The sequence below is a fragment of the Yoonia sp. 67-2 genome (assembly GCF_035117555.1).
Classification (GTDB): Bacteria; Pseudomonadota; Alphaproteobacteria; order Rhodobacterales; family Rhodobacteraceae; genus Yoonia.
This window is the reverse complement of the sequence record NZ_JAYKPK010000011.1, coordinates 114,548-137,339: the sequence shown is the minus strand read 5'-3', so window position 1 is coordinate 137,339 and position 22,792 is coordinate 114,548. Positions and strand designations below refer to the sequence as shown.

Sequence of the window (22,792 nt, the reverse complement as noted above, 5' to 3'; positions counted from 1 at the left end):
CATCACACCCGTCATGAAATTGAATATGGCTGCATGAATTCTACGGATGCACCCCGTTAAAAAAGGGGAGATTACCCACTGTCGCGGTTCCCGGCCACACTTATCGCAACATGCAACTTTCTACGCGTCAGAAAGTCAGTCGCATCAAGCGACGGCGTCAAGCGTCCTCTCTGTTGCGTTGCAACATCAGTTCAGGTTCCTCGAACAGGCAAGCGACCTTGTGCTCATTGCCCGCATCAATCATCGGTGGGCGCGTTTCGGCGCAGATCGATTGTGCTTTTGGGCAACGGGTGCGGAAAACGCAGCCTGACGGCGGGCGCAGCGGAGATGGCAATTCTCCCTCCAGCACGGGGCGTTTGCGTGCGCGTTCTAGCACCGGATCAGGGATCGGGACCGAGGCGATCAATGCTTGGCTATAGGGATGACGCGGCGCATGTGTCAGTATTTTGCCGTCCGCCAGTTCCATCGTGCGGCCCAGATACATGACCATCACCTTGTCAGACACATGCTTCACCACGCTCAGATCATGGGCGATAAAGATCATCGACAGCCCCATGTCGCGCTGCAATTCACGCAACAGGTTCACCACCTGCGCCTGCACTGATACGTCCAGCGCCGAGACAGGTTCATCGCAGATCAGTAATTTGGGGTTCAGGATCAGCGCGCGGGCGATCCCGATCCGCTGACACTGGCCGCCGGAAAATTCATGCGGATAGCGGTTGATCAGATTGGGCAAAAGACCGACGCGTTCCATCAGGGACTGCACGCGTTTGCGGACCTCCTTGCGCGGGGTTTTGGGTTCGTGGGTGATCAAGGGTTCGGCGATGATATCGCCCACGTTCATGCGCGGATTCAAGGCGGCCAGCGGGTCCTGAAAGATCATCTGCACGTCTTTGCGGTGCACGCGGCGGGCATTGCTGGACATTGCGGCCAGATCATTGCCCTCAAACATGATCCGGCCATGGCTGGATGGCACGGTGCCGACGATGGCGCGGGCAAGCGTGGATTTGCCAGAGCCGCTTTCGCCCACAACACCCAGACATTCGCCCGGCGCCAGATCAAAGCTGATGCCGTTCACCGCATGCAGTTTCTGCGGTTTGGTCCAGGGCCAGGCGCCTTGCGGATGGACATCGAAAGTGACGCTGAGGTCTTGGACAGACAGGATCGGTTCCATTACGCAACCTCGCTGATGGGCAGATGGCAGGACCGGCGGCGGTTGCCGTCGAACCCTGTCAGGGCGGGTTTGATATCGGCGCATTGCGGCATGACGGCGGCGCAGCGTGGCGAGAATGGGCAGCCTGCGGGCAGGCGCGACATATCGGGCGGTTCACCCGCGATGGTCAGCAATTCGTCATCATCGCGGTCAAGGCGCGGCACGGCGCGCAACAGGCCGGATGTGTAGGGGTGCGAGGGGCGCGCGAAAAGGTCATCGGTTGGCCCATCCTCCATGATCTGGCCGCCATATAGCACCAGCGTGCGGTCGCAGGCATCGGCGACGATGCCCAGATCATGGGTGATCAGGATGATCGCCGTGCCGAAATCGCGGCGGATATCAGCCAGCACCTGCATGATCTGCGCCTGCACCGTGACGTCGAGCGCGGTGGTCGGTTCATCGGCGATCAGCAGGCGCGGTTCGCAAAGCAGCGCCATGGCGATCATGATCCGCTGGCGCATGCCGCCCGAGAATTCATGCGGATAGCTGCTGATCCGCGCCTTGGCGTCGGGGATCCGCACGGCATCGAGCATGCGGACGGATTGAGCAATCGCCTCACGCTTGGAGATGCCTTTGTGCAGAGTCAGCACCTCGGCCATCTGGTCGGAAATGCGGATATAGGGGTTCAGTGAGGTCATGGGATCCTGAAAGATCATCGCGATATCATTGGCGCGGATCTTGTTCAGTGCCTTGGTCGGCATGCTGAGCAAATCCTGCCCGTCGAACATAGCCTGCCCAGTCGCGCGCCCATTGCGCGCGAGCAGGCCCATGATGGCAAAGGCGGTCTGGCTTTTGCCCGATCCGCTTTCGCCGACGATGGCCAGCGTTTCGCCGGTGTCGATGCTGAAATTCACGCCGTTCACCGCATTGACCGGCCCATCGGCGGTCTGGAAGGTCACGGTCAGGTCTTTGGTCTGCAATAAAGTCATATCAGCGGTCCTTGGGGTCGAGCGCGTCGCGCAGCCCGTCGCCCACGAAGAAGAACGCGAAAAGCGTCACGATGAAGAAAAACAGCGGAAAGGCCAGTTGCCAGATCACGCCATAGCGCATCTGCCCGGCCCCGGCAGAGATCAGCGCACCCAAGGATGTCGCGGGTTCCTGCACGCCAAGCCCCAGAAAGCTGATAAAGCTTTCGGTGATGATCATGCTGGGCACCAGCAGGGTCGCGTAAACGGTCACAAGGCCCAGAAGGTTCGGCACGATATGGCGCAGGATGATCCGCAGCGGGCGCACGCCGGTGGCGACGGCGGCCTCCACAAATTCCTTGTTCTTCAGGGTCAGGGTCTGGCCGCGCGCGATGCGCGACATATCCAGCCATGAAATCAACCCGATGCCGATGAACAGCATCAGGATTGATCGGCCGAAGATCACCAGCATCAGGATCAGCACGAACATGAACGGGATCGCCATCAGGATATCGACCGTGCGCATCATGATCCCGTCAATCCGTCCGCCGAAATAGCCTGCGATGGCCCCATAAAGCGTGCCGACAATCACCGCGATACCTGCGCCGACAAAGCCAACCAGCAGCGAAATCCGCGTGCCTTGCACCGTGCGGGCATAGAGGTCGCGGCCCAATTCATCGACGCCGAAATAATGGCCATTGGCAAAACTTGGTCCGCCATCCTGCGCGACCCGTCCCATCATCGGCCAGTCGATTTCCTGCGTGGACCATTGCGCGAGAAAGCCGCCGAAAAAGGCGAATAGCGTGATCAGGATCAGTGCGATCAACCCCGCTACGGCGGCCTTGTTCTGGGCAAAGCGGCGGCGCGCATCGGTCCAAAGGGAACGACCCTTGACCTCTGCCAGATGGACGGCGCCGACCAGATTATCGGCGGTTGTTTTGTCAGGATACATCTTCCAGCCCCCTTAGTAACGGATTTTGGGGTCTATCCATGCGTAAAGCACGTCCACCAAAAGGTTGAATCCAATGGTCAGCACGCCCACCAGAATGGTGATCCCCATGATGACCGCATAATCGCGGCTGAAGGCGGAATTGACGAAAAACTGTCCGATCCCCCCGGTCGAGAAATAGACGTCGATCACGACCGATCCGGTGATCATCAGCACGAAAGCTGGCCCCAGATAGGACAGCACCGGCAGCATTGCAGGCTTGAGCGCATGGCCCAGAATGATCCGCCACATCGGCAGCCCCTTGGCATGGGCCGTGCGGATGAAACCGGCGTTCAGCACTTCCAGCATGGATGACCGCATGATACGCGCGATGGAGGCCATGTAACTGGTCGAGAGTGCGATCACCGGCAGCACCAGATATTCCCATTGCCCGCCTTGCCAGCCACCGCCCGGCAACCAGCCGAGCCAGAGCGTAAAGACCAGCACCAGGATCGGCGCCATGACGAAATTGGGCAGCACCTGCGCGCCCACTGTCACGCCCACGGCCAGATAATCGGCCCAGGTGTTATGTTTGATCGCCGCGACAATGCCCAGCGACACGCCGACCACCACCGCGACAAGGAAGGACCAGAAACCATAGGTCAGCGTCACCGGAAAGCCTTGCGTGATGACGTCATTCACTGTGCGGTCGCGATATTGAAACGACGGGCCGAAATCGAACCTTGTGACCACGTTGACGACGTAATCATACATCTGTTTCCAGTAGGGCTGGTCCAGACCGTAGCGCGCCTCAAGATTGGCCATCACCTGCGGCGGCAACGGGCGTTCGCTGTTGAACGGACCACCGGGGGCCGCAAACATCAGCATGAACGACAAGATGACCAGAATAAGGATGGTCGGCACGGCTATCGCTAGCCGCTTGAGCACGAAATTGAACATGGCAGTCCTTGTGTCGGAACAGATGGCGCGCCTGCGCCCCGAGAGACGGGGCGCAGGTTTTATGCGTCAGGTGGATTTATTCGGCGACTTTGTAAAGCTCGCGGCTATACCAGTTCTGTTCCACGTTATCGACTGGCCACCCCTTCAACGTCGGGGTGAACATATACCCATCGGCATAATGGTAGATTGGGATGATCGGCACTTCTTCGGCGATGATCTGTTCCACGCGGGTGTAATTCGCCTGCGGGTCTTCTGCCGTTTTGGCATCGACCATCAGCTGGTCGACTTCTTCATTGGAATATTTCGCATCGTTATAGCCGGAATTGGTGGTGACGAGATCAAGGAAGGTCGAGGCTTCGTTGTAATCACCACACCAAGCGCCACGGGCCATTTCAAAGTTTTGGTTGCCGCGGGTCTGCAGGAAGGTCTGCCATTCCTGATTGGCCAGCGTCGTTTCGATTCCCAGTGTCTGCTGCCACATCTGGCCAAGGGCGACGGCGATATTCCGGTGCGCCTCATCAGTGTTATAGAGCAATTCGACGCTCAGTGGTTCACCACCGACGCCATAACCGGCCTCATTCATCAGTTCGACCGCCATCGCGTTGCGTTCGTCCTGCGTCATGTCAGCGATCGGCAATTCGGGCAGTTCAAACCCGGCGGTCCGCACCGGCGTGAAGTTATAGGCCGCTGTTTGGCCCGCACCCAGCACATTGGTGACAAGCACATCGCGGTTCACGGCAAGGTTCATTGCCTGACGGACACGGACGTCCTGCAACGCTTCTGGCCCGCCTTCAGCGAGGTTGAAGTTGTAATAATAAGAGCACAGGCGCGGGATGCTGATCGCCTGATCAGGATATTCTGCCAAAAGACGTTGGAACTGACCGGGAGGTGTTTCTGTCCGGTCAACCTCGCCCGCCAGATAGCGGGTCAGGCCCTGGTTCACGTCATTGATCACCAAAGTCGTGACTTCATCGAGGATGGTGTTTTCGTTGTCCCAGTAGTTTTCGTTGCGCACCCGCACCGTTCGTTCCTGCGGCACATGTTCGCTCAGGACATAAGCACCGTTTGAGACGATGTTTTCAGGCCGCGTCCATGCATCGCCGAATTCTTCAACCGTGGCGGGATGCACCGGGAAAGTCGTGGAATGTGTCGTCATCTGCGCGAAATAGGGCAGCGGCTGCGACAAGGTCACGACGAATGTCTGATCGTCGGGGGCGGTGACGCCCAATTCTTCTTTGTCCATCTCGCCCGCGATGATCGCTGCGGCGTTTTCAATCGACATCAGTTCCATGAACCATGCATATTCAGACGCCAGCGCCGGATCGACCGCACGTTTCCAAGCGTAGACGAAATCGCTGGCCAGCACCGGATCGCCATTGGACCAGCGCGCATTGTCGCGCAGGGTGAATGTGTAGGTCAGCCCGTCCTCGGACACCTCGTAACCTGTGGCGACACCGGGGGTCAGTTCGCCTTCGGCGTCTTGGTTCATCAGACCTTCGAACAAATCGCGGACAATGTCGGCACCATAGGTATCCTCGACTACCTGCGGGTCGACCGAGGAGTGTTCATCCAGCACGCGATAGGTGAAGGTCTGCACCTCTGCCAAAGTCTCGCCGGTTTCGGGGTGAGTCGCCTGTGCTTTGGCTGCGACAGCCGACAGCATGACAAGGGCGCTGCCAGCCTTAAGGATCGTTCTTAGTTTCATGGAAATTTCCCTGTTTGCCTCTGCGAAACAAGCTCTTAGGTCCTGTTCGCAGATCAGTTGAGCCGCGGGTTGGACCGCGAATTAAAAAACCTCACACGCTTAAATAGAAATGACAAGCTAATGCGATGGCTACCCTAACGTCAGGCATGCGCTGGATGAGCAATTTCTTGCTTAGTGCTGGGCGGGCGCACAAATGGATAGCAGAGACACCATTCCTGCATGATTCCGGTCAGAGTACGCATTCCCTTTGCAATCATGCGCGGCGACGGGTGCCGTTGAGTATGTCGTCACACTTTTCCGGGAAGACGGCGCGGCGATCATCTTGCCTGCATCCTGCGAAGGCCGATCGCCAGAAGCGACGTCCATATTTGTTGTGCGCTCAGCCTGTGGCGGTCACGTCAAAAGCGGGCCCGATGCGTCAAAGCCGGTGATCAGCTTGGCGCATCGGGGGTCGGCCTACCTGCCCAAAGCGGCGACCAGCAGTGCGCTGGATGTCATCAGGACAATGCCATCAGGCCGCACCTGACCGTTGTTGGTGGAATATTCGACGCAGCCGCTGTTTTGGACCAGCGTGGGGTCAACCATGACGCGGACCCGGACGAGGTTGTTATTTTCAGTATAGGCACCGACAACGCTGCCTAAGCGCGAGCCATCCTGGCCAAAAACTGACACGCCATTGATGGCGTTGAAGTTACCGGCCGGCCCGCAGATCGACGGTGTCGCATCACGCGCCATCGTCATCACGTTCAGGTCGGCAATCGGCAGGCTGCCGCCGCCTACGGAGCCTGAGCCACCGCTGTTGTCAGCAGTGTCGGTGCCGGTATCCGTACCGGCGTCATCACCTCCACCGCCGTCGTTTCCGCCTCCCGTATTGCCACCATCGTTGCTGCCGCCGCCATTATTGCCGCCACCGCCGTTATCACCGCCGCCGCCGCCGCCACCGCCGCCACCGCCGCTACCGCCGGACCCGACAGACACATCCGCATCAACCAAGGATGAACCACCGACATCAGCGCTGGCAGAGATGCTGTTGCCGACATTGGCATCCACGCTCGCGACAGAGCCACCGCCGACCGTTGCATCGGCAGATACTTTATCGGCGACATTGGCATCAACACTTGCCACTGATCCGCCACCCACAGTCGCGCCGACGCTGACGTTCGAGCCGACGCTGACGCCCGCGCGCAATCCGCCATCGCTGGACCCCAGATCGACCTTTATGCCACCAAGATTCAGGCCTTGCGCCTGCGCTGATCCCGCAGCCATTCCAGCGATTGTGATGACTGCGAATAAAGCCGAGGCTTGTGTCAGCCTTTGCTTTGATTTTTTCTGATAACGTAACATATGACACCCTTATTTCTGACGTAGGATTTCTATTTAGTGAAAACGAGAAAACGTTTACGAGTGCGATAGGGCCAAGCGCATAATGAACACGAAATGCTGATAAACCGGACATCTTAGTCTGATACGCATGATCAGCGTAGTCCAATTCAGAAAATCTGGGGAGATGGCAAATGACCCATAATCCAAATGCCGTATTCGCGTCAGACTAAGGATGCACGCCTATCATACCAAAGTCTGAAGGTATTTAATTCTGGTTGTCTTGGGGCCGCATATTCCAATGTGTCCCTTCATTCTTCGTATTGTATACAATAGATGACGTAAACTGTTTCTCTGGATACAATAGGATGGCGCCTGCGTTCAGCAAACAAATGATCGACCGAAGACATCAGGCAACGCTCATTGACGACCAACAGATGCAATGACCTGCTTGGGGATCATGATTGTCAGAGGTGATTTCAGAGGCTATTAAATACACACATACCGTATTTCTCGCGCTGATTGATGATTTCGACAGGTCAGGATTTTCCTACCATGAATGCCGGCTCTTGGGGCAGTTTTCGTCCAAGTCTATCTTTGGCGGTTCGCGCTGTTGTCGTCGTTGCAGCATTGCTTATTCAGCCCGCAATCGGATCGGCGCAGGATCAGGAAAACCTGATTCCGTTGTCACAGCTTGATACTCTCTTGGTTAATCCAAATCCTCAGGACCGTTATGTCGCGATAGTAAAAGCGCTGGATGAGAACGGATATACGATCATGAATGTTCGGCAGACCATTCTGAATCGCGCTTTGATCAGAGCACGAAATCAATACCACCTGCGCGAGATCGTTGTCAGTCGTGCGTCAGGGCAAGTCTTGCGCGACGTGATCATCGAGGACTTTGCACCCACGGATGAGGATGGGCACAATACCATACCGCTTGATCAGATTATTGAAAGCTATGAAGGTGGTATAAGGATTTTGACACAATGATATCGCACCAATTCAGGTGCCTGACACCTATCGGAACACATCATGGTAGGGGCAGATAAAGTGGCATTTTGGGGATTGCGATGGCCCGCAGTATTATTGATTATCTTCGTGCTCGTCGTCCAGATTGCCAGCACTACATTCTTTATCGTGAAAATACTGTCTGAATTACTCTTATGGCAGATCACCTTTGTCCCTTGGGAAATTCAGGAACTGCTAGAGATCCTGTCCAGCTTTGGGCTGCTCTTCGGGGTGATCAGCAGCGTCATCTTGCTGGCGATTGCATCCAGACGTGTTCGGCGGGTTAATACTCAACTGAATGCGGCGGCGGGTGATTTCCAGACCCATATCGACAGGCAGTTCGAGGAATGGCGGCTGACGCCGAGCGAACGGATCGTGGCCTTGTTGGTGATCAAAGGCTTCAGCAATGTCGAGATCGCCAAACTGCGCGGCACCACGGAATCGACCATCAAGTCACAGGTGACATCAATCTTCCGCAAGGCCAATCTGACCAGCCGCCTGCAGCTGGTCGTTTGCGTGATCGAGGACGTCGTGGCTGCGATCCCGGACGATGCGCAAGCAAGATAGGTCCTGCACACCGCCCCCGCCCAACTGGTCGGCTGACGGGGTGCGGTGTGGGTGTCATGCAATCCTGCAAAAGGATAGTCGTCAGGCCGCACGTCCCTCCTGGACCGCGTGGCAGGCCACGCCGTTGATCACCTTGGGTATTTCGCGTTTGCAGCGGTCATTGGCCAAAGGGCAGCGTGGATGAAAGGCGCAGCCCGAGGGCGGGTCGATGGGGGAGGGGATTTCGCCCTCGACCTGTTTGCGCCGCCGTCCGGTCATTTCGATATCGGGGACCGCATCCAGCAACATGCGGGTATAAGGGTGCTGTGGCGCGTCGAATAAGGCACCGGCCTCTGCCACTTCGGCAAGGCGGCCAAGGTAAAGCACACCGATATCATTCGCCATATGCCGCACCACCTGCAGGTTATGCGAAATGAACACATAGGTCAGGCCCAGATCCTTTTGCAGATCTTTCATCAGGTTCAGGATCTGCGCTTGCACCGACACATCCAGCGCCGATGTCGGTTCATCGCAAACGATGAAATCCGGGTTCGCGGCCAAGGCCCGCGCAATGGCGATGCGCTGGCGCTGGCCACCGGAAAACTGATGCGGGAATTTGATGCCGTCTTCGGGGGCGAGGCCCACCAGCGTCAGCAATTCCCCGACCCGCAGGCGCTGGGCGCGCTTGTCCATGCTGCGCTCAAACACGCGCAAAGGTTCGGCGACGATATCGAACACCCGCCAGCGCGGGTTCAGGCTGGCCAAAGGATCCTGAAAGATCATCTGGAACCGCTGCCGCAGGGCGCGGGCCTTGGCCCCTTTCAGCCCGTTTTTCAGCGATGTGCCGTCAAAGATGATATCACCCTTGCTGGGTTCCAGCAGGCCGACGATCAGCCGGGCAATCGTTGATTTGCCTGATCCGCTTTCGCCCACAAGCGCAAAGGTTTCACCCTGTTTGACTGTGAAACTCACATCATCGACGGCATTGACATAAAGCTTGCCGGTGCCTTCGATCTTGCGGTTCAGCCAAGGCTGCGACACGTCAAAGCGGCGCGACAGGCCACGGACATTAAGAAGCGTCTGGGTCATTCTGCCAAGCGCCTTTCATCAATAGAATTCACTGTGTCGCCCTGCGGCGGGTAAAGCCAGCAGGACACCTGCCGACCGGGCGCAATCTGCACGGGCTGCGGCTGATCGAGACGGCATTTGTCCATCACATGCTCGCAGCGCGGATTGAATGCACAGCCGCGCGGAATGGCCGACAGGCGCGGCATCGATCCGGGGATCTGCGTCAGCCGCTCAAGATTCGCGCCAAGCCGCGGGATCGCACCCATCAGACCGGCGGAATAGGGGTGTTTGGCATCCTTGATCACATCACGCACCGGCCCGATCTCGGCGATACGCCCGGCATACATCACTGCGACACGGTCGGCGGTTTCGGCGATCACGCCCATGTCATGCGTGATCAACATGATCGCCGCCCCGTTTTCGGCGCAAAGCCGTTTCATCACATCGATGATCTGCGCCTGCACCGACACATCGAGCGCGGTGGTCGGTTCATCCGCGATCACCAGATCAGGGCCCGCGCAAAGCGCCAGTGCGATGACCACGCGCTGCCGCATGCCGCCCGAAAACTGATGCGGGTAGTCGTCGATCCGGCGGGATGCGTCGGGGATGCCGACATCATCCAGCAGGCCCACGGCCTTTTTGCGCGCCTCGGTTTCTGACAGGGGCAGGTGGGTGCGGATCGTTTCGATCAATTGCTCGGAAATCCGGTAGAGCGGGTTGAGCGAGGTCAGCGGGTCTTGAAAGATCATCCCGATCTTGCGGCCCCGGATCTTGCGCATCTCGGCATCGGGCAGATTGTCGATGCGGCGGCCTTGCAGGATCACCTCGCCCTGCGCGATGCGGCCGGGGCGTTCGATCAGCCGCATGATCGCCGATCCGGTCATGGATTTGCCAGCCCCGGATTCGCCGACGACGCCCAGCACTTCACCGGGCATGATATCAAAGGATATGTCCTGCACAGCGGTCAAAATCCCCCGGCGGGTGGGGAATTCGACCGTCAGATTGCGCACGGAAAGAAGCGGTTCAGTCATGGTGCTGGTCCTAACGCAATTTGGGGTTCAGCGCATCGCGCAGCCAGTCACCCAACAGGTTGACCGAGAGCGCAAGTGCGATCAGCGTCATGGCGGGGAAGAACAGGATCCACCATTCGCCGGAGAACAGATATTGCTGGCCAATGCGGATCAACGTGCCAAGCGATGGTTGCGTTGGCGGCACACCGACGCCGAGAAAGGACAATGTCGCCTCTTCGATGATCGCCAGCGCAAGGCTGATCGTGCCGATCACAAGCACCGGCCCCAGCACATTAGGCAGCACATGGCGCAGCAGGATCAGAATGGGGTGCACCCCCATGATCCGCGCGGCAGAGACGTAATCGCGCTGCCGCTCAACCATGGTCGCGCCGCGCACGGTGCGCGCGAATTGCGCCCAGTTCGACAGGCCGATGGCGAAGATCAGCACCCAGACGGCCATGTTTTCCTGTTGGCCGGCCGGGATCACACCGCGCGCAATACCAAAGATCAGCAAGGCGATCAGGATCGCGGGGAAGGACAGCTGCACATCGGTGATGCGCATGATGATCGCATCGGTGACGCCGCCGTTATAGCCCGCGATCAGGCCCAATGAGACGCCCAGCGTCATCGCAAAGGCCGTGGCCAGCACGCCAACGAAAAGCGACACCCGGCTGCCATACATGATGGTGGACAGCACGTCGCGGCCTTGGTTATCGGCCCCCATCAGAAAGTAATTTTCGGTAAAAGCACCGGTGCTGGCGGGCGGGGTGAAACCATCCATCAGGTTCAGGCTGGCGGGATTGAACGGGTTATAAGGCGCGATCAGCGGCGCGAAGACCGCCATCAGCACCAGCGACAGCGCGACCAATGTGGCGACCACGGTCACGGGCGAGGTGCGCCATGAATAGAAAATATCGCTGTCCAGCGCTTGCGCTAACCGGCCCTTGGGTGGTTCGGGGACAATCAGATCTTCTGCTGGAATGGCAGCGACATCTTTGAGTGGGCTTTGATTTTCCATGGTTTAATGTCCCGACCCGCCATCGACGCGCAGGCGCGGATCGACGATAAAATAAAGGATGTCCACGACAAGGTTGATCAGCACAAAGACCAGCGCGATGAACAACAGATAGGCTGCCATCACGGGCACATCCACGACCTGCACGGAAACGATAAAGAGCGAGCCGACGCCGGGCCATTGAAACACCGTCTCGGTCACGATGGCGAAAGCAATGACAGAGCCGAGCTGCAATCCGGTGATCGTGATCACCGGCACCATTGTGTTTTTCAGCGCATGGCCGAAATTGATCGCGCGTTGGGTCAATCCGCGCGCCTTGGCGAAACGGATATATTCGGTGCGCAGCACCTCCAGCATTTCGGCGCGGACAAGGCGCATGATCAGCGTCAACTGAAACAGCGACAAGGTGATCGCCGGCAGGATCAGCGATTTCAGCCCGGTTTCGGTCAGAAACCCGGTGTTCCACCAGCCCAGATCGACGACCTCGCCGCGCCCGAAGGACGGCAGCCAGCCCAGTTCGACCGCGAAAAGATAGATCAACCCGATCCCGATCAGGAAAGTGGGCAGGCTGACACCGACGAGCGACAAGGCCATGATGCCAGCCGCAGACCAGCTTTTGGGGCGCAGGGCGGTATAGACGCCGAAGACCACGCCAAAGATCAGCGCGATGCTGGCCGACACGACCGCCAGTTCGATTGTGGCGGGCAGGCGGCTGAGGATCAGTTCGGTCACAGGCTGTTGCAGGCGATAGGAAATGCCGAATTCGCCCTGCATCGCATTGCCGATAAAGCGCAGAAACTGCACCACGACGCTGTCGTTCAGGCCCAGCCTTTCGCGCATGATTTCCTGATCTTCCAGCCGCGTATCGACGCCGACCATGCTGGTGATCGGATCACCCACATAGCGGAACACGATGAAAGCAATCAGCGCGACGAACAACATGACGATGACGGATTGCGCAAGCCGTCGGATGATGAAGGCCAGCATCAGGCGACCCCTTTTTGAATGAAAGAACCGCCTTGCCTCGGTGACCCGAAACAAGGCGGTTTATAATGGTTTACCGGATTAATCTGCGAAAGTGACGGTTGTCAACATCGGCTGGTTTTCCGGGTGGACCGGCAGGGTGATCCGGTCATTCATCGCGTAGGCCAGCACCTGATTGTGGATCGGCAGCAGGACGCGGTCTTCTTTCACCACCTCCCAGATATCTGCCACAACAGCGGCGCGGGCTTCCAGATCCGTCTCGGACCCCAGCGATTTGATCATCTCATCCAGTTCGGGGTTGGAATAGAGACCGCCGTTATAGGCACCATAGCTGCCTTCTTTGGTGTGGACCAGATCGTTGAAGACATAGGCGGAATCAAAGGTCGGCACGCCCCAGCCCAGCAGGTAGAAATCGGTTTCGTTGGCGGTGACCAGCGGCGAGTGCTGCGCGACAGGGCGCGAGGCCAGTGTCACATTGATCCCGATCCGGCCCAGCATGCCGACGACAGCCTGAGAGATCGCCTCGTCATTGACGTAACGGTTGTTGGGCGTGTCGAGCGTGACAGAGAAACCATCGGGATAGCCGGCTTCGGTCAGCAATTCGCGCGCGCGGTCCAGATCGACGGCTGGATAGGCGTCCAGTTCTTCGGTCCAGCCATCAACGAAAGGTGGGTTGGCTACGCCGGTCGGGATCGACTGGCCGCGCATCACGACCGTCTGGATCGCATCGCGGTCAATCGCCAGTTCCATCGCTTCGCGGACCAGCGGGCTGTTGAACGGGTTGCTGTCGGTGATGTTGGAAGAGGTCAGAGGCTCTTCACCAAAGCGGTAGCCGAAATAGATCACGCGGTTTTCCGGGCCGGTTTCAACCTTGATCCCGTCGGTGCCGGTCAGACGATCAACGTCCTGCACTGGCACGTCTTGCACGATATCAACCTCACCCGACAGCAAGGCTGCGACGCGGGTCGCGGCATCGGCGATCGGCAGATAGATGATCTCGGTCACGGCGGGGGGTGTTTCGGCCCAATGATCTTCGTTGATCGTCAGGACGGAGCGCACATCGACCTGCCGTTCGGTCAGGATGTAAGGGCCGGTGCCATTGGTGTTGCGCACGGCAAAATTGTCTTCACCGGCGGCGTAATCCTGCACTTCGGTGACGTCATTGGCCTCGGACCAATCCTTATCCATGATGAAGGTGTTGGTCAGGTTGTTGGGATAAAGCGGCGACGGGGCCACCATGCGCACTTCGACGGTGTAATCGTCGACGGCGGTGACTTCGGCGACTTCGACATGCAACTGGCGCATGTTGGATTTTTCCGACCGGGCGCGGTCAAGCGAAAACACGACGTCTTCGGCGGTGAAGGCCGCGCCATCATGGAAGGTCACGCCTTCGCGCAGTTTGAACACCCATGTATCGGGGGAGCCTTCCTTGATCGCCCATTCGGTGGCAAGGCGGGGTGTCAAAGTGCCTTCGACATCGCGGTCCATCAGTGTTTCGTAGATATGGTGTGCAAAGTTATGCGTCACGCCCTGGTTCTGCGAATGCGGGTCGAGCGTCAACGCGTCAGAGCCGCGGGCCCAACGGATGGTTTCTGCCGAGGCCTGCGACACGATCAATGTCGTGGACAGCAACATGGCGGAAAGGCTGATAAAGCGTTTGGTCATTTTAATATCTCCCTGAGGTTTCTTGGCTCTGCTTTTCACTGCAGTGCTTTCTGCGAGACAAAAGAAAGTATTCGCGCGCTTTTGGCAATACCGGAGACGTGTGTGCGCGACTGCCGCACATCAATCCGTTGCGTCAGCTGCACCGGCCCATCGCAGTGGATGATACCAAGAAACATGGTGGTTGATCGCATCATGGCCGCTGCTGACCGGCCATGATGCCTCATCTTTCCGCTAAAAGAAAACTCGATATTCCGACTTTTATTTTACCGGACCACGCATTTTATTCGGCTGGCGCCTAAGGTGCGCGCACATTTTCGCCAAGATGGACGAAATCGCCCGCGCCAGGCATCTTTGCCAGCCAGCGTCGGGCGCTGTTTCAAGCGGTGGTCAGCGGAATGAAAGCTGGGAACAAGGCTGCCTGTGAGATTTATCAAAGACCGCCGGGTGTGAAGGTTGTGCCCGCAAAGGGCGCGCAAGTGCCATCGGTGTCTTCCAGGGTAAATCCGGTGTCCTCAACAGCCACGCCACAGGTCATCGGGAATTCCGTTTCCCCCAGATCGCCCTCGACATCGCTCAGAGTCACCACATCGTCGGAGAGTTCATAGCTGCCGTTGATGCTGTCATCGTTCAGCATATTGGTCATCTCGAACGTTCCGTCAGCCGCAAAAGTCACGCTGGTCGACCGATGCATATAACGGACATCGGGGACAATGCCGGAGGCGTCGAAACGCGCGCGCGCGCTTGCATCCTGCTGCAGGGTGGCGATGCGTTCTTCCAGAACGGCTAGCTGTTCGCTGCGATCAGCCAGCATCTGCGAAAGCTCGCTTGTCATTTCCTGCATGCCCTGCACCTGCGCTTCTGCGGCCAATGTATCGGCAGCCAATTCTTCCCGGCGCTGGGACAGCGTATCAACCGATTGCTCAAGCGCATCGCGGGTCGCTGCGATCTTTTCCTGTTCTTGCTGCGCAGCAAGAAGGTTCTGTTCCAATGACGCCTCGGCATCGCGCGCCGTCTGGACGCGCTGTTCAGCCTCTGCCGCGTCTTCGGTCAGTTGGGCAACTTCGGCTGTCAGATCGGCTAGGCTCGCCTGCAGATCGGCCTCCTGCTGTCTGGCGTCTTGCAGCCGCTCACCGACGTCAGACAATTCTTGCGTGGCCGTTGTGACAGCGTCCTGAGACTCTGTCAGCCCGGTCTCGATGTTGGCGAGCTCGTCTCGGCCCTGCACAAGTTCAGTCTCAAGCGTTTCGCGTTCCTCACGCAAGGATTGAGCCGCTTCATCAAGATTGGCAACTTCGGTTTGCGCATCATCCAGCTGCTGTGTCAGCGCGTCGAGTTCGCCGGTGCTTTCGTCGCGAATGGTGGTAGCCTCTTCCGCTTCGGCGCGCAGGGCGGTGATACGTGTATCCAGCTCTTGTGCTGTGCCTTGCAAGGCGACTTGCTCTTCCAGATCATTTTGGGCTTCAGCGGAAACCGACCAGAAATAAAGCGCGAGCACCCAGCCCAATAGCGCGACACTCGCAACAGCGATGCCGATCCAACGATACCGCTTTTCCGTCTGAGCGACCTGCGCCATGCTTCATCTCCCGTAAATTTCACGCGGCGAGATCTGCCCACCGTTGACCCGATAACGTTGGGCAGGCCAAAAGGTTCCGAAATGTTGCGATATTTACTACATTCGGGCGACAGGACCTTGTGCGTGTGTGGGCATGAGAAGGAACGTTTCTGCCGGTCAAAAGTTGTCAGGTCGTAGATGATCAAGGATGCGCTGACAGACATGAAAACTTGGATAGAGGATGACGCAGCATCGGGTATCAGGACGGCTGGCGATGACTGATCATAATCTCCTGGATCAGCGGGACAGCAGAAAGATCAGCACAATCGTCGCATCCTTGCGTGACATCGGCGATGCTGATGCCGTCAGCGTGCGCCAGATCGTCAAACAGCTGGGCGGTGATTCCTTTGGCCCGATGATGCTGGTTCCGGCCCTGATCGTCGCGACCCCTGCCAGTGGCATACCGGGGCTGTCGGGTGCTGGCGGGTTGATTATCGCCTTGGTCGCTATTCAGATGGTGCTGCGCCGCGATCACGTCTGGTTGCCGTCCTTCCTGATGGAGCGCCGGATCGCACGGACAAAGTTTGAACGTGCGATCGATTTCGTCCAGCGGCCTGTCGGCTGGATTGACGCCGTGACTGGCAAAAGGCTGACATGGTTGCTGCGATGGCCGCTGATCCTGCCACTGCAATTGCTCTGCGTCGTGCTCGGCTTGGCGATGCCTGTTCTTGAGTTTCTGCCATTCACCTCGTCCATCGCCGCGACGGCGGTTGTCATCGTCGCAGTGGCGATTGTTGCGGATGATGGTTTGGTGGCCTTGGTCGGTATTGCCGTCGCAACGGCAGGTGCCGCCATCGTCTCTGGGCTTGTGACAACGATCTTTTAGCGCCCGCCCTCTGTGCAGTGCGGCCCACAGTATCATAAACCAAGCCATGGAGGCATTGATGACCGAATTATCATACGGCGAACTCGAAGGGCGGCTGAACGCGCAGCGCGAAGTTCTGGCAATCCTGCTGGGCTGGGCCATGCGCCAGCCTGACACGGATATCGCCGCGCATCTTGCCGAAGGGCTGTCAGTTCAGGACCATCAGGAAGATCCCGGTGCCCAGCCCGACCCCGCCTTTGCGATCGAGGCCGCGGGCGCGCGCGAATTGCAAATGCTGTTGGAGCGTGCCAAAGCGCTGCGCAACGCCAAATAGCACTGCGGCCGTTTATTTTGCCGCAGGTTTCTTTTTTGCAGGCGTGACCTGTTTTTCCGGGTTCATCACGTCAAATTCGTCGGGTGTATGGGCTGATCCTTCGTGATCACCCTGGTCATTCTCACGTCGTTCGGTCCGTGGACGCTTTTCTGCTGCGGGTTTGGGTTCATTTGGCATTGTCAGCGTCTTTCTTTGCATTACTGCGGTCCTGACCGGGCTGCTTTTGCGATCCTTTGGCGGGTTCGTTCACATCGACGCGGTGTTTTCCTGCGGGATCAATCTGCTGATTGCGCTGGTCAATCACGCGACCCTTTTTGCGCAGATCTTCGTTGGCGGGGGTTTCAGGTTTCATGGCATTCTCCATCTGTGTTGGATTCAATCGCAGAGGGTCAAAAGCGTTCCGTTCCGCGCCAAACCATGCAGGTGAAAGCGGGCACTCCGGGTGGTTTTAACCGGCACCGCCAGCCTTTCGGTGTTGCAGGAAAAACCGCAGCATTTCGCGTGATGCGTCCGGTCCGCTGGGATCGGTAAAACTGCCGCCGGTATGCCCGCCAGCCCAGGCATGACCGGCACCCTCGATTTCCCAATGTTCGACAATATTGCGCCCCTCGGCGTCACGATGGTCCGTGCGCCGATAGCTGCGGCCAGAGCCTGCGCGACCTGTCGTTTGTTGCTGGCGCAACTCCCGCCGCGCGACCTGTGCAACGACGGCTGCACCATTGCCGGGGTGAACGGTGCTATCGGCCAGACCGTGAAAAACAATTGTCGGGACCGGTGATGATGACGCCACCCCCGTCGATCCGCCCCGCATGGCGGCAAAGGCAGAGGGCATGTCGTTGGCGCTGCCAACCGGTAGGCCGGAATGAACGCCGACCGCAGCAAAGATATCGGGATAGGCCGCGCCCAGAATCGCCGCCGCAGCCCCACCCGCCGACAGGCCAGCGACATAGACGCGCGTCCGATCTGCAGGTTGGTCGCGCAGGATATCGCGCACGATCCCGGCAATCAGCGCAGGCTCGCCCCGGTCGCGCCGCTGATCTTCGGGTCGGAACCAGTTCCAGCATTTCTGTGCATTCGCCGCCTGTGTTTGCGCGGGATAGGCAATCAGACAGCCGAATTCCTCGGCCAGCGCGTTCATGCCGGTGCCGATGGCGAAATCCTCGGGTGATTGGGTGCAGCCGTGCAGCATGACCACCAGCGGCATTGGTTCTGCGGCCTGTTTTGCCGGAATATAAAGCCGGTAGTCCCTGCTGCCCTGCGCGCCGCGATGCGTCAGGGACAGAAATTGCGCGCCGTGCGGCAGTTCAGGTTCGACCACGGGCCGCAACTGCGGGCCGGTAAAATTACCCGACGCCATCCCGCGCAGTTTCTCGCGCAGGCCTTTTGCAGATTTTGACTTTGTCGCCTTGTCCGCAGGCGGCGGCTGCGCCCCGCCTGCGTTCTCAATCGTGACAAAATCACCCTCGATGACATCGTCATCGGCGGGCGCAGCTTCCGCGGCAGTCTGGCCCTGCAACAGCGACTGGATCAGCGCTGTTGCCTCGTCCAGCTTGCCTGCGCGTGTCAGTTCAGTGGCACGGGCCATCCCGCGCGCGAAAGGAGTTGTCATATCAGTCCTTCAATGTTGGAAAGCTGCGGCCTTGTCAGGCCACAAACAAAGGCTCTCTGTCCCAGAAACGCAACCCGCGACAGGCATCCAGAAATGCCGTTGCCGAGGCCGCGTCTGACAGCGCATAGATCCCGTCGTCATCGTCCTGCGACAGACCGCAGGCTTCGACAAGGTCGTTGGCGCCCTCCGCGAGGCCGATAAACTTGCAATGGACAAAGGCATCGTTAAGGAAATCAATCGCCGCTGGCCAGGTTGCCAGAGAATCCTGACCCGGCAGAACAGCGACCGCATCAAACAACACCGACGGTGCGCCGCTGATCTGATCCGTGACCGGATGCAGATTATGCTTGCTGCATGTCGCGCCGCCGATCCGTGGTGCGATGACGCGCATGACCCCACCAGCATCGACCACGGCCTGTTCCAGCATCTTCAAGGCAGCCCCGTCAAAGCCGTCACTGATCATGACACCCATGATCCGGCCTTTGAAGCTGTCGGGCGGTGTCAACTGGATGCTCAGCGCGGGTGAGGCTGACAGATCCGTCTGTGTTGGCTGCGCCGCTGGGGCAGGGGCCGGCATGTCAGCAATCCCGAGCCTGTCGCATGCATCCTGCGCCAACCCTTCATCGATGTTGATCAGATGCGACACCATACGCGTGCGGATCGCTGGTTCGACGCATTTTGACAGCTCGAACACCAAGGCGGACAGGATGTGATCCTGTTCTGATGCGGATTGGCTGATGTAGAATTGCCGTGCCTGGCTATAGTGATCGGCAAAGCTTTCCGGGCGCAGGCGGACCTTTTCGCCGGTCACCGGCGCTTTGTAGCTGACGTAGCCTTCCAGCGGGTGTTCGCGCGGTCCTTCGCCCCAGCCATTGGGTTCGTAATTCACGCGGCCTTTGCGGTTGTTGGTCTGCATATGGCCATCTTGCTGATAGTTACTGACCGGGCAGCCTTTGGGCGCATTGATCGGCAATTTGGTGAAATTCGGCCCGCCAAGACGTTTCAGCTGCGTGTCGAGATACGAGAAATTCCTCCCCTGCAACAAAGGATCGTCGGTGAAGTCGATACCAGGGATCACATTGCTGGTGCAGAACGCAACCTGTTCGGTTTCAGCAAAGAAATTGTCCACTGCACGGTCCAGTTGCAAAGTGCCGATCAACTCGACAGGGCATTCTTCCTCAGGGATCAGTTTGGTCGGGTCAAGCACGTCAAAGGCAAATCCATCCGCGAAATCCTGATCGAACATCTGCACGCCCAGATCCCAGGTCGGGAAGTCGCCCCGGTCAATCGCATCCCACAGATCGCGCCGGTGCCGGTCGGGGTCAGCGCCATTGCTTTTGACAGCCTCGTCCCAAAGGACCGATTGCAGCCCCATACGCGGTTTCCAATGGAATTTGACAAAGGTGGACTTGCCGTCCGCCGTCACAAAACGGAAAGTATGGACGCCGAACCCTTCCATGGTGGTGAAGGATCGTGGGATCGTCCGGTCGGACATCTGCCACATCACCATATGCATCGCCTCTGGTGTCAGGGTGATGTAATCCCAGAAATTATCATGTGCTGATTGCGCTTGTGGGAAGTCACGGTCGGGGGCAGGTTTCAACGCATGCACTAGATCGGGGAATTTGATTGCATCCTGGATAAAGAACACCGGGATATTGTTCGCGACGATATCCCAATTGCCTTGGTCAGTATAGAATTTCACCGAAAACCCACGCACGTCGCGGGCTAGATCGGGCGAGCCTTTGCTGCCTGCCACGGTAGAAAAGCGCACGAAAACTTCGGTCTGCTTGCCTTCCATGGCAAAGGGGGCAGCTTGTGTTACATCGCCAAGCGCACGGGTGCAGGTAAAGGTGCCATGCGCGCCATAGCCGCGGGCATGGACCACCCGTTCCGGGATACGTTCATGGTCGAAATGAAAGATCTTTTCGCGCATAGCGAAATCTTCCAGCAATGCCGGGCCGGACGGACCAGCGCGCAGGGTGTTCTGGTTATCCGCAATGACAACGCCCTGAGCTGTGGTCAGGCGTTCTGTGCTGTCATTGGCGTGCTGATGCACTTCACCGCCTGCCCCTGTTTCAGAGATCAAGGCGTCAAGCGTGTCGGGCTGGCGGGGCGTATCGGTCATGGCGATATCCTTTGGTGCAGGGTGTAAAGGAACGAAGGGCGGGCCTGATGGCCCGCCCTTGCGATTGTCAGGCCTGTGTTTCGCCTTTGGCTTTGCCGCCCGTAGCCTCGGTCGCATGACCGATCACCCGTTTGGCAGCATCTGCGGTGCGATCCGCGATGACATCTCCGATGTTTTTGTCCTCAGGCAGCAAACCTTCGAGGTCGGCGCCAACATCCTTGATCTCGTCTTTGACATCGCTGACAGCGACTTTGGCAGCCGCCATCGCCTTGGCGCGTTCGTCGCGGTAAAGCGCCTGCGCATCGGCATAAAGCTGATCACTGGCGGCACCCATCGTGTCATCTTCGATCCTGGTATGCGGCAAAAGACCACCGATCGCGGCACCTGCGGCAACGGCCAAGGCCCCCACGACAAGCGGTTGGTCGTCAAAGAAACCCGACGCGGCACGGCTGCCCTTCTTCATCGCTTCCTGCGACGACTGACGTGCCTCGAATGCGGCATGGCGCGCGGCCAGCACGCGGGATTTTGCATCTTCGGACAGGTCTTCAAGACCATGCGACAACCGTTCTGTCAGGTCAGAGGCGGCGACACCGACGCGCGCGGCAGAGGCGCGGATCTTGTCCATCACATTCCCAGACGTCGTCGCAGACCCCGCCTGACGGCGGGCGGTATGATCTTGGTCATCGGCATGATTGCGGGCCCGGCCTGTGTCGTACCAATCGTATTGCGACTTGGTCTGATGTTGCGGTGTGGCCTTGCGCCCCTGTCCCAGAAACAGCCAAGCAAGGCCGACTGTGGTCATGACGACCGCGGTCGGATTGCGGGCAACGGTATCCGAGATCGTCCGCCCCAGTTCACCGCCCTGCGTGCGGACCATATTGCTCAGATCATTGACGATGGCATTGACAGAAAACTTGTCCTGCAGGTCATTGATCGTCTCGCTGAGTGCGGCGCGTTCATTGCTGATGTCGCGTTCAATCTCATCTGCGGTGCGTGTATTACTTGTCATGGAATGTTTCCTTTATGGCCGCTGCATCGCGTTGGACGTTGCGTGCGGTTCGGGTCGGCACAAAGCCGATCTGGTGAAGTTTTGACTTGGCGGTGGCAAAGACGATCAGCGCGATCACAAGAAACCCCACGCCGACGACAGCAGGTGCCCAATGCGGGGGCACTCCGGCCCAAATGGCGAAAGCGACAAGCGATGCCGCCGCGACGTTCAGACCTGTGATCGCAAGGACGAATGCGACACCCATCGCCGCGACGGACGCCCCGGCCTTCTTGAAGCTTTCGGCAACTTCAGCACGGGCAAGATCGGCCTCATTGCGGACAAGATTGCCGACATTGGTCATGATCGCCGACATCATCTCGCCCGTGGATTTTGGATTTTCATTGATCATGATGGCACTGTCGGCATCGGATGGGCGTTGGGGTTACCTTCATCCACGAATGTATTCACCTGCGCCTTTTTTCCGGCATAGTCGCGATCAGACGATCCATCCGCGTGATCGCGCGATGCCTTGGCAAAGCGGCTGGCCGCGAAGCCGAGCAGGGCTGCGCCGCTCAGAAACAGGATAGGGTTATCGCGCGCTACTTTGCTGGCCATCTGGACCATTTCGCCGAAATCCTTGTCGCGGATCTGGTCGGACGCATCGGCAAGACTGCTGGAAATCTGACCCAGCGTGCGTTCCTGCGCGGACCCGCTGCGCAATTCATCAGAGGCGCGGCGTAGGGCATCGGCGACACCTTTGACCTCACCGGCGACGTCAGATTTCGCATGATCGGCCTTGGCGCGCACCTCGGTGACGGCTTCATCAAACTTGTGCGATGCCGCATTTTTGATGTCTGAGGCAACGCTGCCGACAGTCGATTCAGCGCCTTCCTGATGGAAAGAAGACTTCGTATTTTGTTCGTTTGTCATTGGTTTGGCCTTTCCGGCAATAGAAGTGCGGCGGGTTGGTTCAAGAGGATTGGACC

23 protein-coding genes are annotated in these 22,792 nt (G+C 58.4%); 4 read left to right on the top strand and 19 right to left on the bottom strand.

The annotated features are described in order from the left end of the window. Positions 1–157 precede the first annotated feature (157 nt). The 6 genes from VOY09_RS16400 to VOY09_RS16375 form a co-directional block, all read right to left on the bottom strand. Positions 158–1,174 carry an oligopeptide/dipeptide ABC transporter ATP-binding protein gene (locus VOY09_RS16400; RefSeq protein WP_322895365.1) on the bottom strand — a complete coding sequence of 339 codons (1,017 nt, stop codon included), beginning with the start codon at positions 1,172–1,174 and terminating at the stop codon, positions 158–160. Beyond that, positions 1,174–2,142 carry an oligopeptide/dipeptide ABC transporter ATP-binding protein gene (locus tag VOY09_RS16395; protein ID WP_322895364.1) on the bottom strand — a complete coding sequence of 323 codons (969 nt, stop codon included), beginning with the start codon at positions 2,140–2,142 and terminating at the stop codon, positions 1,174–1,176. The genes VOY09_RS16400 and VOY09_RS16395 overlap by 1 nt, the downstream gene beginning before the upstream one ends. A gap of 1 nt (position 2,143) precedes the next feature. Then, complete coding sequence (locus VOY09_RS16390; protein ID WP_322895363.1) at positions 2,144–3,070, bottom strand: ABC transporter permease subunit; 927 nt, start codon at positions 3,068–3,070, stop codon at positions 2,144–2,146. A gap of 12 nt (positions 3,071–3,082) precedes the next feature. After that, positions 3,083–4,006 carry an oligopeptide ABC transporter permease OppB gene (oppB, locus tag VOY09_RS16385; RefSeq protein WP_322895362.1) on the bottom strand — a complete coding sequence of 308 codons (924 nt, stop codon included), beginning with the start codon at positions 4,004–4,006 and terminating at the stop codon, positions 3,083–3,085. Positions 4,007–4,082: 76 nt separating this feature from the next. After that, on the bottom strand, positions 4,083–5,711 hold the full coding sequence (locus VOY09_RS16380; RefSeq protein ID WP_322895361.1) for a peptide ABC transporter substrate-binding protein: 1,629 nt from the start codon (positions 5,709–5,711) through the stop codon (positions 4,083–4,085). A 456-nt stretch (positions 5,712–6,167) separates the two neighbouring features. Then, complete coding sequence (locus VOY09_RS16375) at positions 6,168–7,055, bottom strand: hypothetical protein (RefSeq protein WP_322895360.1); 888 nt, start codon at positions 7,053–7,055, stop codon at positions 6,168–6,170. Between the two features lie 531 nt (positions 7,056–7,586). Between VOY09_RS16375 and VOY09_RS16370 the strand changes: the two genes are divergently transcribed. After that, a complete protein-coding gene (locus VOY09_RS16370; RefSeq protein WP_322895359.1) occupies positions 7,587–8,024 on the top strand; it encodes a hypothetical protein in 438 nt (145 codons plus the stop codon). A 96-nt stretch (positions 8,025–8,120) separates the two neighbouring features. Then, positions 8,121–8,609, top strand: coding sequence for a helix-turn-helix transcriptional regulator (locus tag VOY09_RS16365; RefSeq protein WP_323811294.1), 489 nt, complete (start codon positions 8,121–8,123; stop codon positions 8,607–8,609). Positions 8,610–8,690: 81 nt separating this feature from the next. On the opposite strand, the gene VOY09_RS16360 is transcribed toward VOY09_RS16365, so the two are convergent. From VOY09_RS16360 to VOY09_RS16335, 6 genes are all read right to left on the bottom strand, one after another. Next, entirely contained in the window at positions 8,691–9,677 is a 987-nt protein-coding gene (locus VOY09_RS16360) for an oligopeptide/dipeptide ABC transporter ATP-binding protein (protein ID WP_322895357.1), read from the bottom strand. Continuing rightward, positions 9,674–10,687, bottom strand: a complete 1,014-nt coding sequence (locus VOY09_RS16355) for an ABC transporter ATP-binding protein (protein ID WP_322895356.1) — start codon at positions 10,685–10,687, stop codon at positions 9,674–9,676. The genes VOY09_RS16360 and VOY09_RS16355 overlap by 4 nt, the downstream gene beginning before the upstream one ends. 10 nt (positions 10,688–10,697) lie before the next feature. Beyond that, positions 10,698–11,684, bottom strand: a complete 987-nt coding sequence (locus VOY09_RS16350; protein ID WP_322895355.1) for an ABC transporter permease — start codon at positions 11,682–11,684, stop codon at positions 10,698–10,700. 3 nt (positions 11,685–11,687) lie between these two features. Further along, a complete protein-coding gene (locus tag VOY09_RS16345; RefSeq protein WP_322895354.1) occupies positions 11,688–12,668 on the bottom strand; it encodes an ABC transporter permease in 981 nt (326 codons plus the stop codon). A gap of 78 nt (positions 12,669–12,746) precedes the next feature. After that, positions 12,747–14,330 (bottom strand): ABC transporter substrate-binding protein, encoded by a 1,584-nt coding sequence (locus VOY09_RS16340; protein ID WP_416236766.1) that lies wholly within the window; start codon positions 14,328–14,330, stop codon positions 12,747–12,749. Positions 14,331–14,760: 430 nt separating this feature from the next. Beyond that, positions 14,761–15,903: a hypothetical protein gene (locus VOY09_RS16335; RefSeq protein ID WP_322895353.1), complete on the bottom strand. Its 1,143-nt coding sequence runs from the start codon at positions 15,901–15,903 to the stop codon at positions 14,761–14,763. Positions 15,904–16,156: 253 nt separating this feature from the next. Here VOY09_RS16335 and VOY09_RS16330 point away from each other — a divergent pair, with 253 nt between their 5' ends. After that, a complete protein-coding gene (locus tag VOY09_RS16330; RefSeq protein ID WP_322895352.1) occupies positions 16,157–16,768 on the top strand; it encodes an exopolysaccharide biosynthesis protein in 612 nt (203 codons plus the stop codon). Between the two features lie 58 nt (positions 16,769–16,826). Next, positions 16,827–17,081 (top strand): hypothetical protein, encoded by a 255-nt coding sequence (locus tag VOY09_RS16325; protein ID WP_322895351.1) that lies wholly within the window; start codon positions 16,827–16,829, stop codon positions 17,079–17,081. Between the two features lie 12 nt (positions 17,082–17,093). On the opposite strand, the gene VOY09_RS16320 is transcribed toward VOY09_RS16325, so the two are convergent. The 7 genes from VOY09_RS16320 to VOY09_RS16290 all read right to left on the bottom strand — a co-directional run bounded on the left by VOY09_RS16320 (position 17,094) and on the right by VOY09_RS16290 (position 22,736). After that, positions 17,094–17,258, bottom strand: coding sequence for a hypothetical protein (locus VOY09_RS16320; protein ID WP_322895350.1), 165 nt, complete (start codon positions 17,256–17,258; stop codon positions 17,094–17,096). Next, the gene (locus VOY09_RS16315) at positions 17,248–17,433 is read right to left on the bottom strand and encodes a hypothetical protein (protein ID WP_322895349.1); all 186 of its coding nucleotides are present in this window, start codon (positions 17,431–17,433) and stop codon (positions 17,248–17,250) included. The genes VOY09_RS16320 and VOY09_RS16315 overlap by 11 nt, the downstream gene beginning before the upstream one ends. A 96-nt stretch (positions 17,434–17,529) precedes the next feature. After that, complete coding sequence (locus tag VOY09_RS16310) at positions 17,530–18,690, bottom strand: PHB depolymerase family esterase (RefSeq protein WP_322895348.1); 1,161 nt, start codon at positions 18,688–18,690, stop codon at positions 17,530–17,532. Positions 18,691–18,724: 34 nt separating this feature from the next. Then, positions 18,725–20,818: a catalase gene (locus VOY09_RS16305; RefSeq protein ID WP_322895347.1), complete on the bottom strand. Its 2,094-nt coding sequence runs from the start codon at positions 20,816–20,818 to the stop codon at positions 18,725–18,727. A 67-nt stretch (positions 20,819–20,885) separates the two neighbouring features. After that, positions 20,886–21,827, bottom strand: coding sequence for a DUF3618 domain-containing protein (locus VOY09_RS16300; RefSeq protein ID WP_322895346.1), 942 nt, complete (start codon positions 21,825–21,827; stop codon positions 20,886–20,888). Beyond that, positions 21,817–22,215 (bottom strand): phage holin family protein, encoded by a 399-nt coding sequence (locus tag VOY09_RS16295; protein WP_322895345.1) that lies wholly within the window; start codon positions 22,213–22,215, stop codon positions 21,817–21,819. The genes VOY09_RS16300 and VOY09_RS16295 overlap by 11 nt, the downstream gene beginning before the upstream one ends. Further along, positions 22,212–22,736 (bottom strand): hypothetical protein, encoded by a 525-nt coding sequence (locus VOY09_RS16290; RefSeq protein ID WP_322895344.1) that lies wholly within the window; start codon positions 22,734–22,736, stop codon positions 22,212–22,214. Before VOY09_RS16290 ends, VOY09_RS16295 begins: the two co-directional genes overlap by 4 nt. Positions 22,737–22,792: the final 56 nt, after the last annotated feature.

Bases quoted from the DNA above. Each gene is read 5' to 3' on its own strand.
- VOY09_RS16370 (WP_322895359.1), top strand. From the start codon at position 7,587: ATGAATGCCGGCTCTTGGGGCAGTTTTCGTCCAAGTCTATCTTTGGCG.
- VOY09_RS16325 (WP_322895351.1), top strand. From the start codon at position 16,827: ATGACCGAATTATCATACGGCGAACTCGAAGGGCGGCTGAACGCGCAG.
- VOY09_RS16305 (WP_322895347.1), bottom strand. From the start codon at position 20,818: ATGACCGATACGCCCCGCCAGCCCGACACGCTTGACGCCTTGATCTCT.
- VOY09_RS16355 (WP_322895356.1), bottom strand. From the start codon at position 10,687: ATGACTGAACCGCTTCTTTCCGTGCGCAATCTGACGGTCGAATTCCCC.
- VOY09_RS16350 (WP_322895355.1), bottom strand. From the start codon at position 11,684: ATGGAAAATCAAAGCCCACTCAAAGATGTCGCTGCCATTCCAGCAGAA.
- VOY09_RS16380 (WP_322895361.1), bottom strand. From the start codon at position 5,711: ATGAAACTAAGAACGATCCTTAAGGCTGGCAGCGCCCTTGTCATGCTG.
- oppB (WP_322895362.1), bottom strand. From the start codon at position 4,006: ATGTTCAATTTCGTGCTCAAGCGGCTAGCGATAGCCGTGCCGACCATC.
- VOY09_RS16395 (WP_322895364.1), bottom strand. From the start codon at position 2,142: ATGACTTTATTGCAGACCAAAGACCTGACCGTGACCTTCCAGACCGCC.
- VOY09_RS16340 (WP_416236766.1), bottom strand. From the start codon at position 14,330: ATGACCAAACGCTTTATCAGCCTTTCCGCCATGTTGCTGTCCACGACA.
- VOY09_RS16320 (WP_322895350.1), bottom strand. From the start codon at position 17,258: ATGCCAAATGAACCCAAACCCGCAGCAGAAAAGCGTCCACGGACCGAA.
- VOY09_RS16310 (WP_322895348.1), bottom strand. From the start codon at position 18,690: ATGACAACTCCTTTCGCGCGCGGGATGGCCCGTGCCACTGAACTGACA.
- VOY09_RS16290 (WP_322895344.1), bottom strand. From the start codon at position 22,736: ATGACAAACGAACAAAATACGAAGTCTTCTTTCCATCAGGAAGGCGCT.
- VOY09_RS16390 (WP_322895363.1), bottom strand. From the start codon at position 3,070: ATGTATCCTGACAAAACAACCGCCGATAATCTGGTCGGCGCCGTCCAT.
- VOY09_RS16400 (WP_322895365.1), bottom strand. From the start codon at position 1,174: ATGGAACCGATCCTGTCTGTCCAAGACCTCAGCGTCACTTTCGATGTC.
- VOY09_RS16360 (WP_322895357.1), bottom strand. From the start codon at position 9,677: ATGACCCAGACGCTTCTTAATGTCCGTGGCCTGTCGCGCCGCTTTGAC.
- VOY09_RS16345 (WP_322895354.1), bottom strand. From the start codon at position 12,668: ATGCTGGCCTTCATCATCCGACGGCTTGCGCAATCCGTCATCGTCATG.
- VOY09_RS16295 (WP_322895345.1), bottom strand. From the start codon at position 22,215: ATGATCAATGAAAATCCAAAATCCACGGGCGAGATGATGTCGGCGATC.
- VOY09_RS16315 (WP_322895349.1), bottom strand. From the start codon at position 17,433: ATGAAACCTGAAACCCCCGCCAACGAAGATCTGCGCAAAAAGGGTCGC.
- VOY09_RS16375 (WP_322895360.1), bottom strand. From the start codon at position 7,055: ATGTTACGTTATCAGAAAAAATCAAAGCAAAGGCTGACACAAGCCTCG.
- VOY09_RS16330 (WP_322895352.1), top strand. From the start codon at position 16,157: ATGACTGATCATAATCTCCTGGATCAGCGGGACAGCAGAAAGATCAGC.
- VOY09_RS16300 (WP_322895346.1), bottom strand. From the start codon at position 21,827: ATGACAAGTAATACACGCACCGCAGATGAGATTGAACGCGACATCAGC.
- VOY09_RS16335 (WP_322895353.1), bottom strand. From the start codon at position 15,903: ATGGCGCAGGTCGCTCAGACGGAAAAGCGGTATCGTTGGATCGGCATC.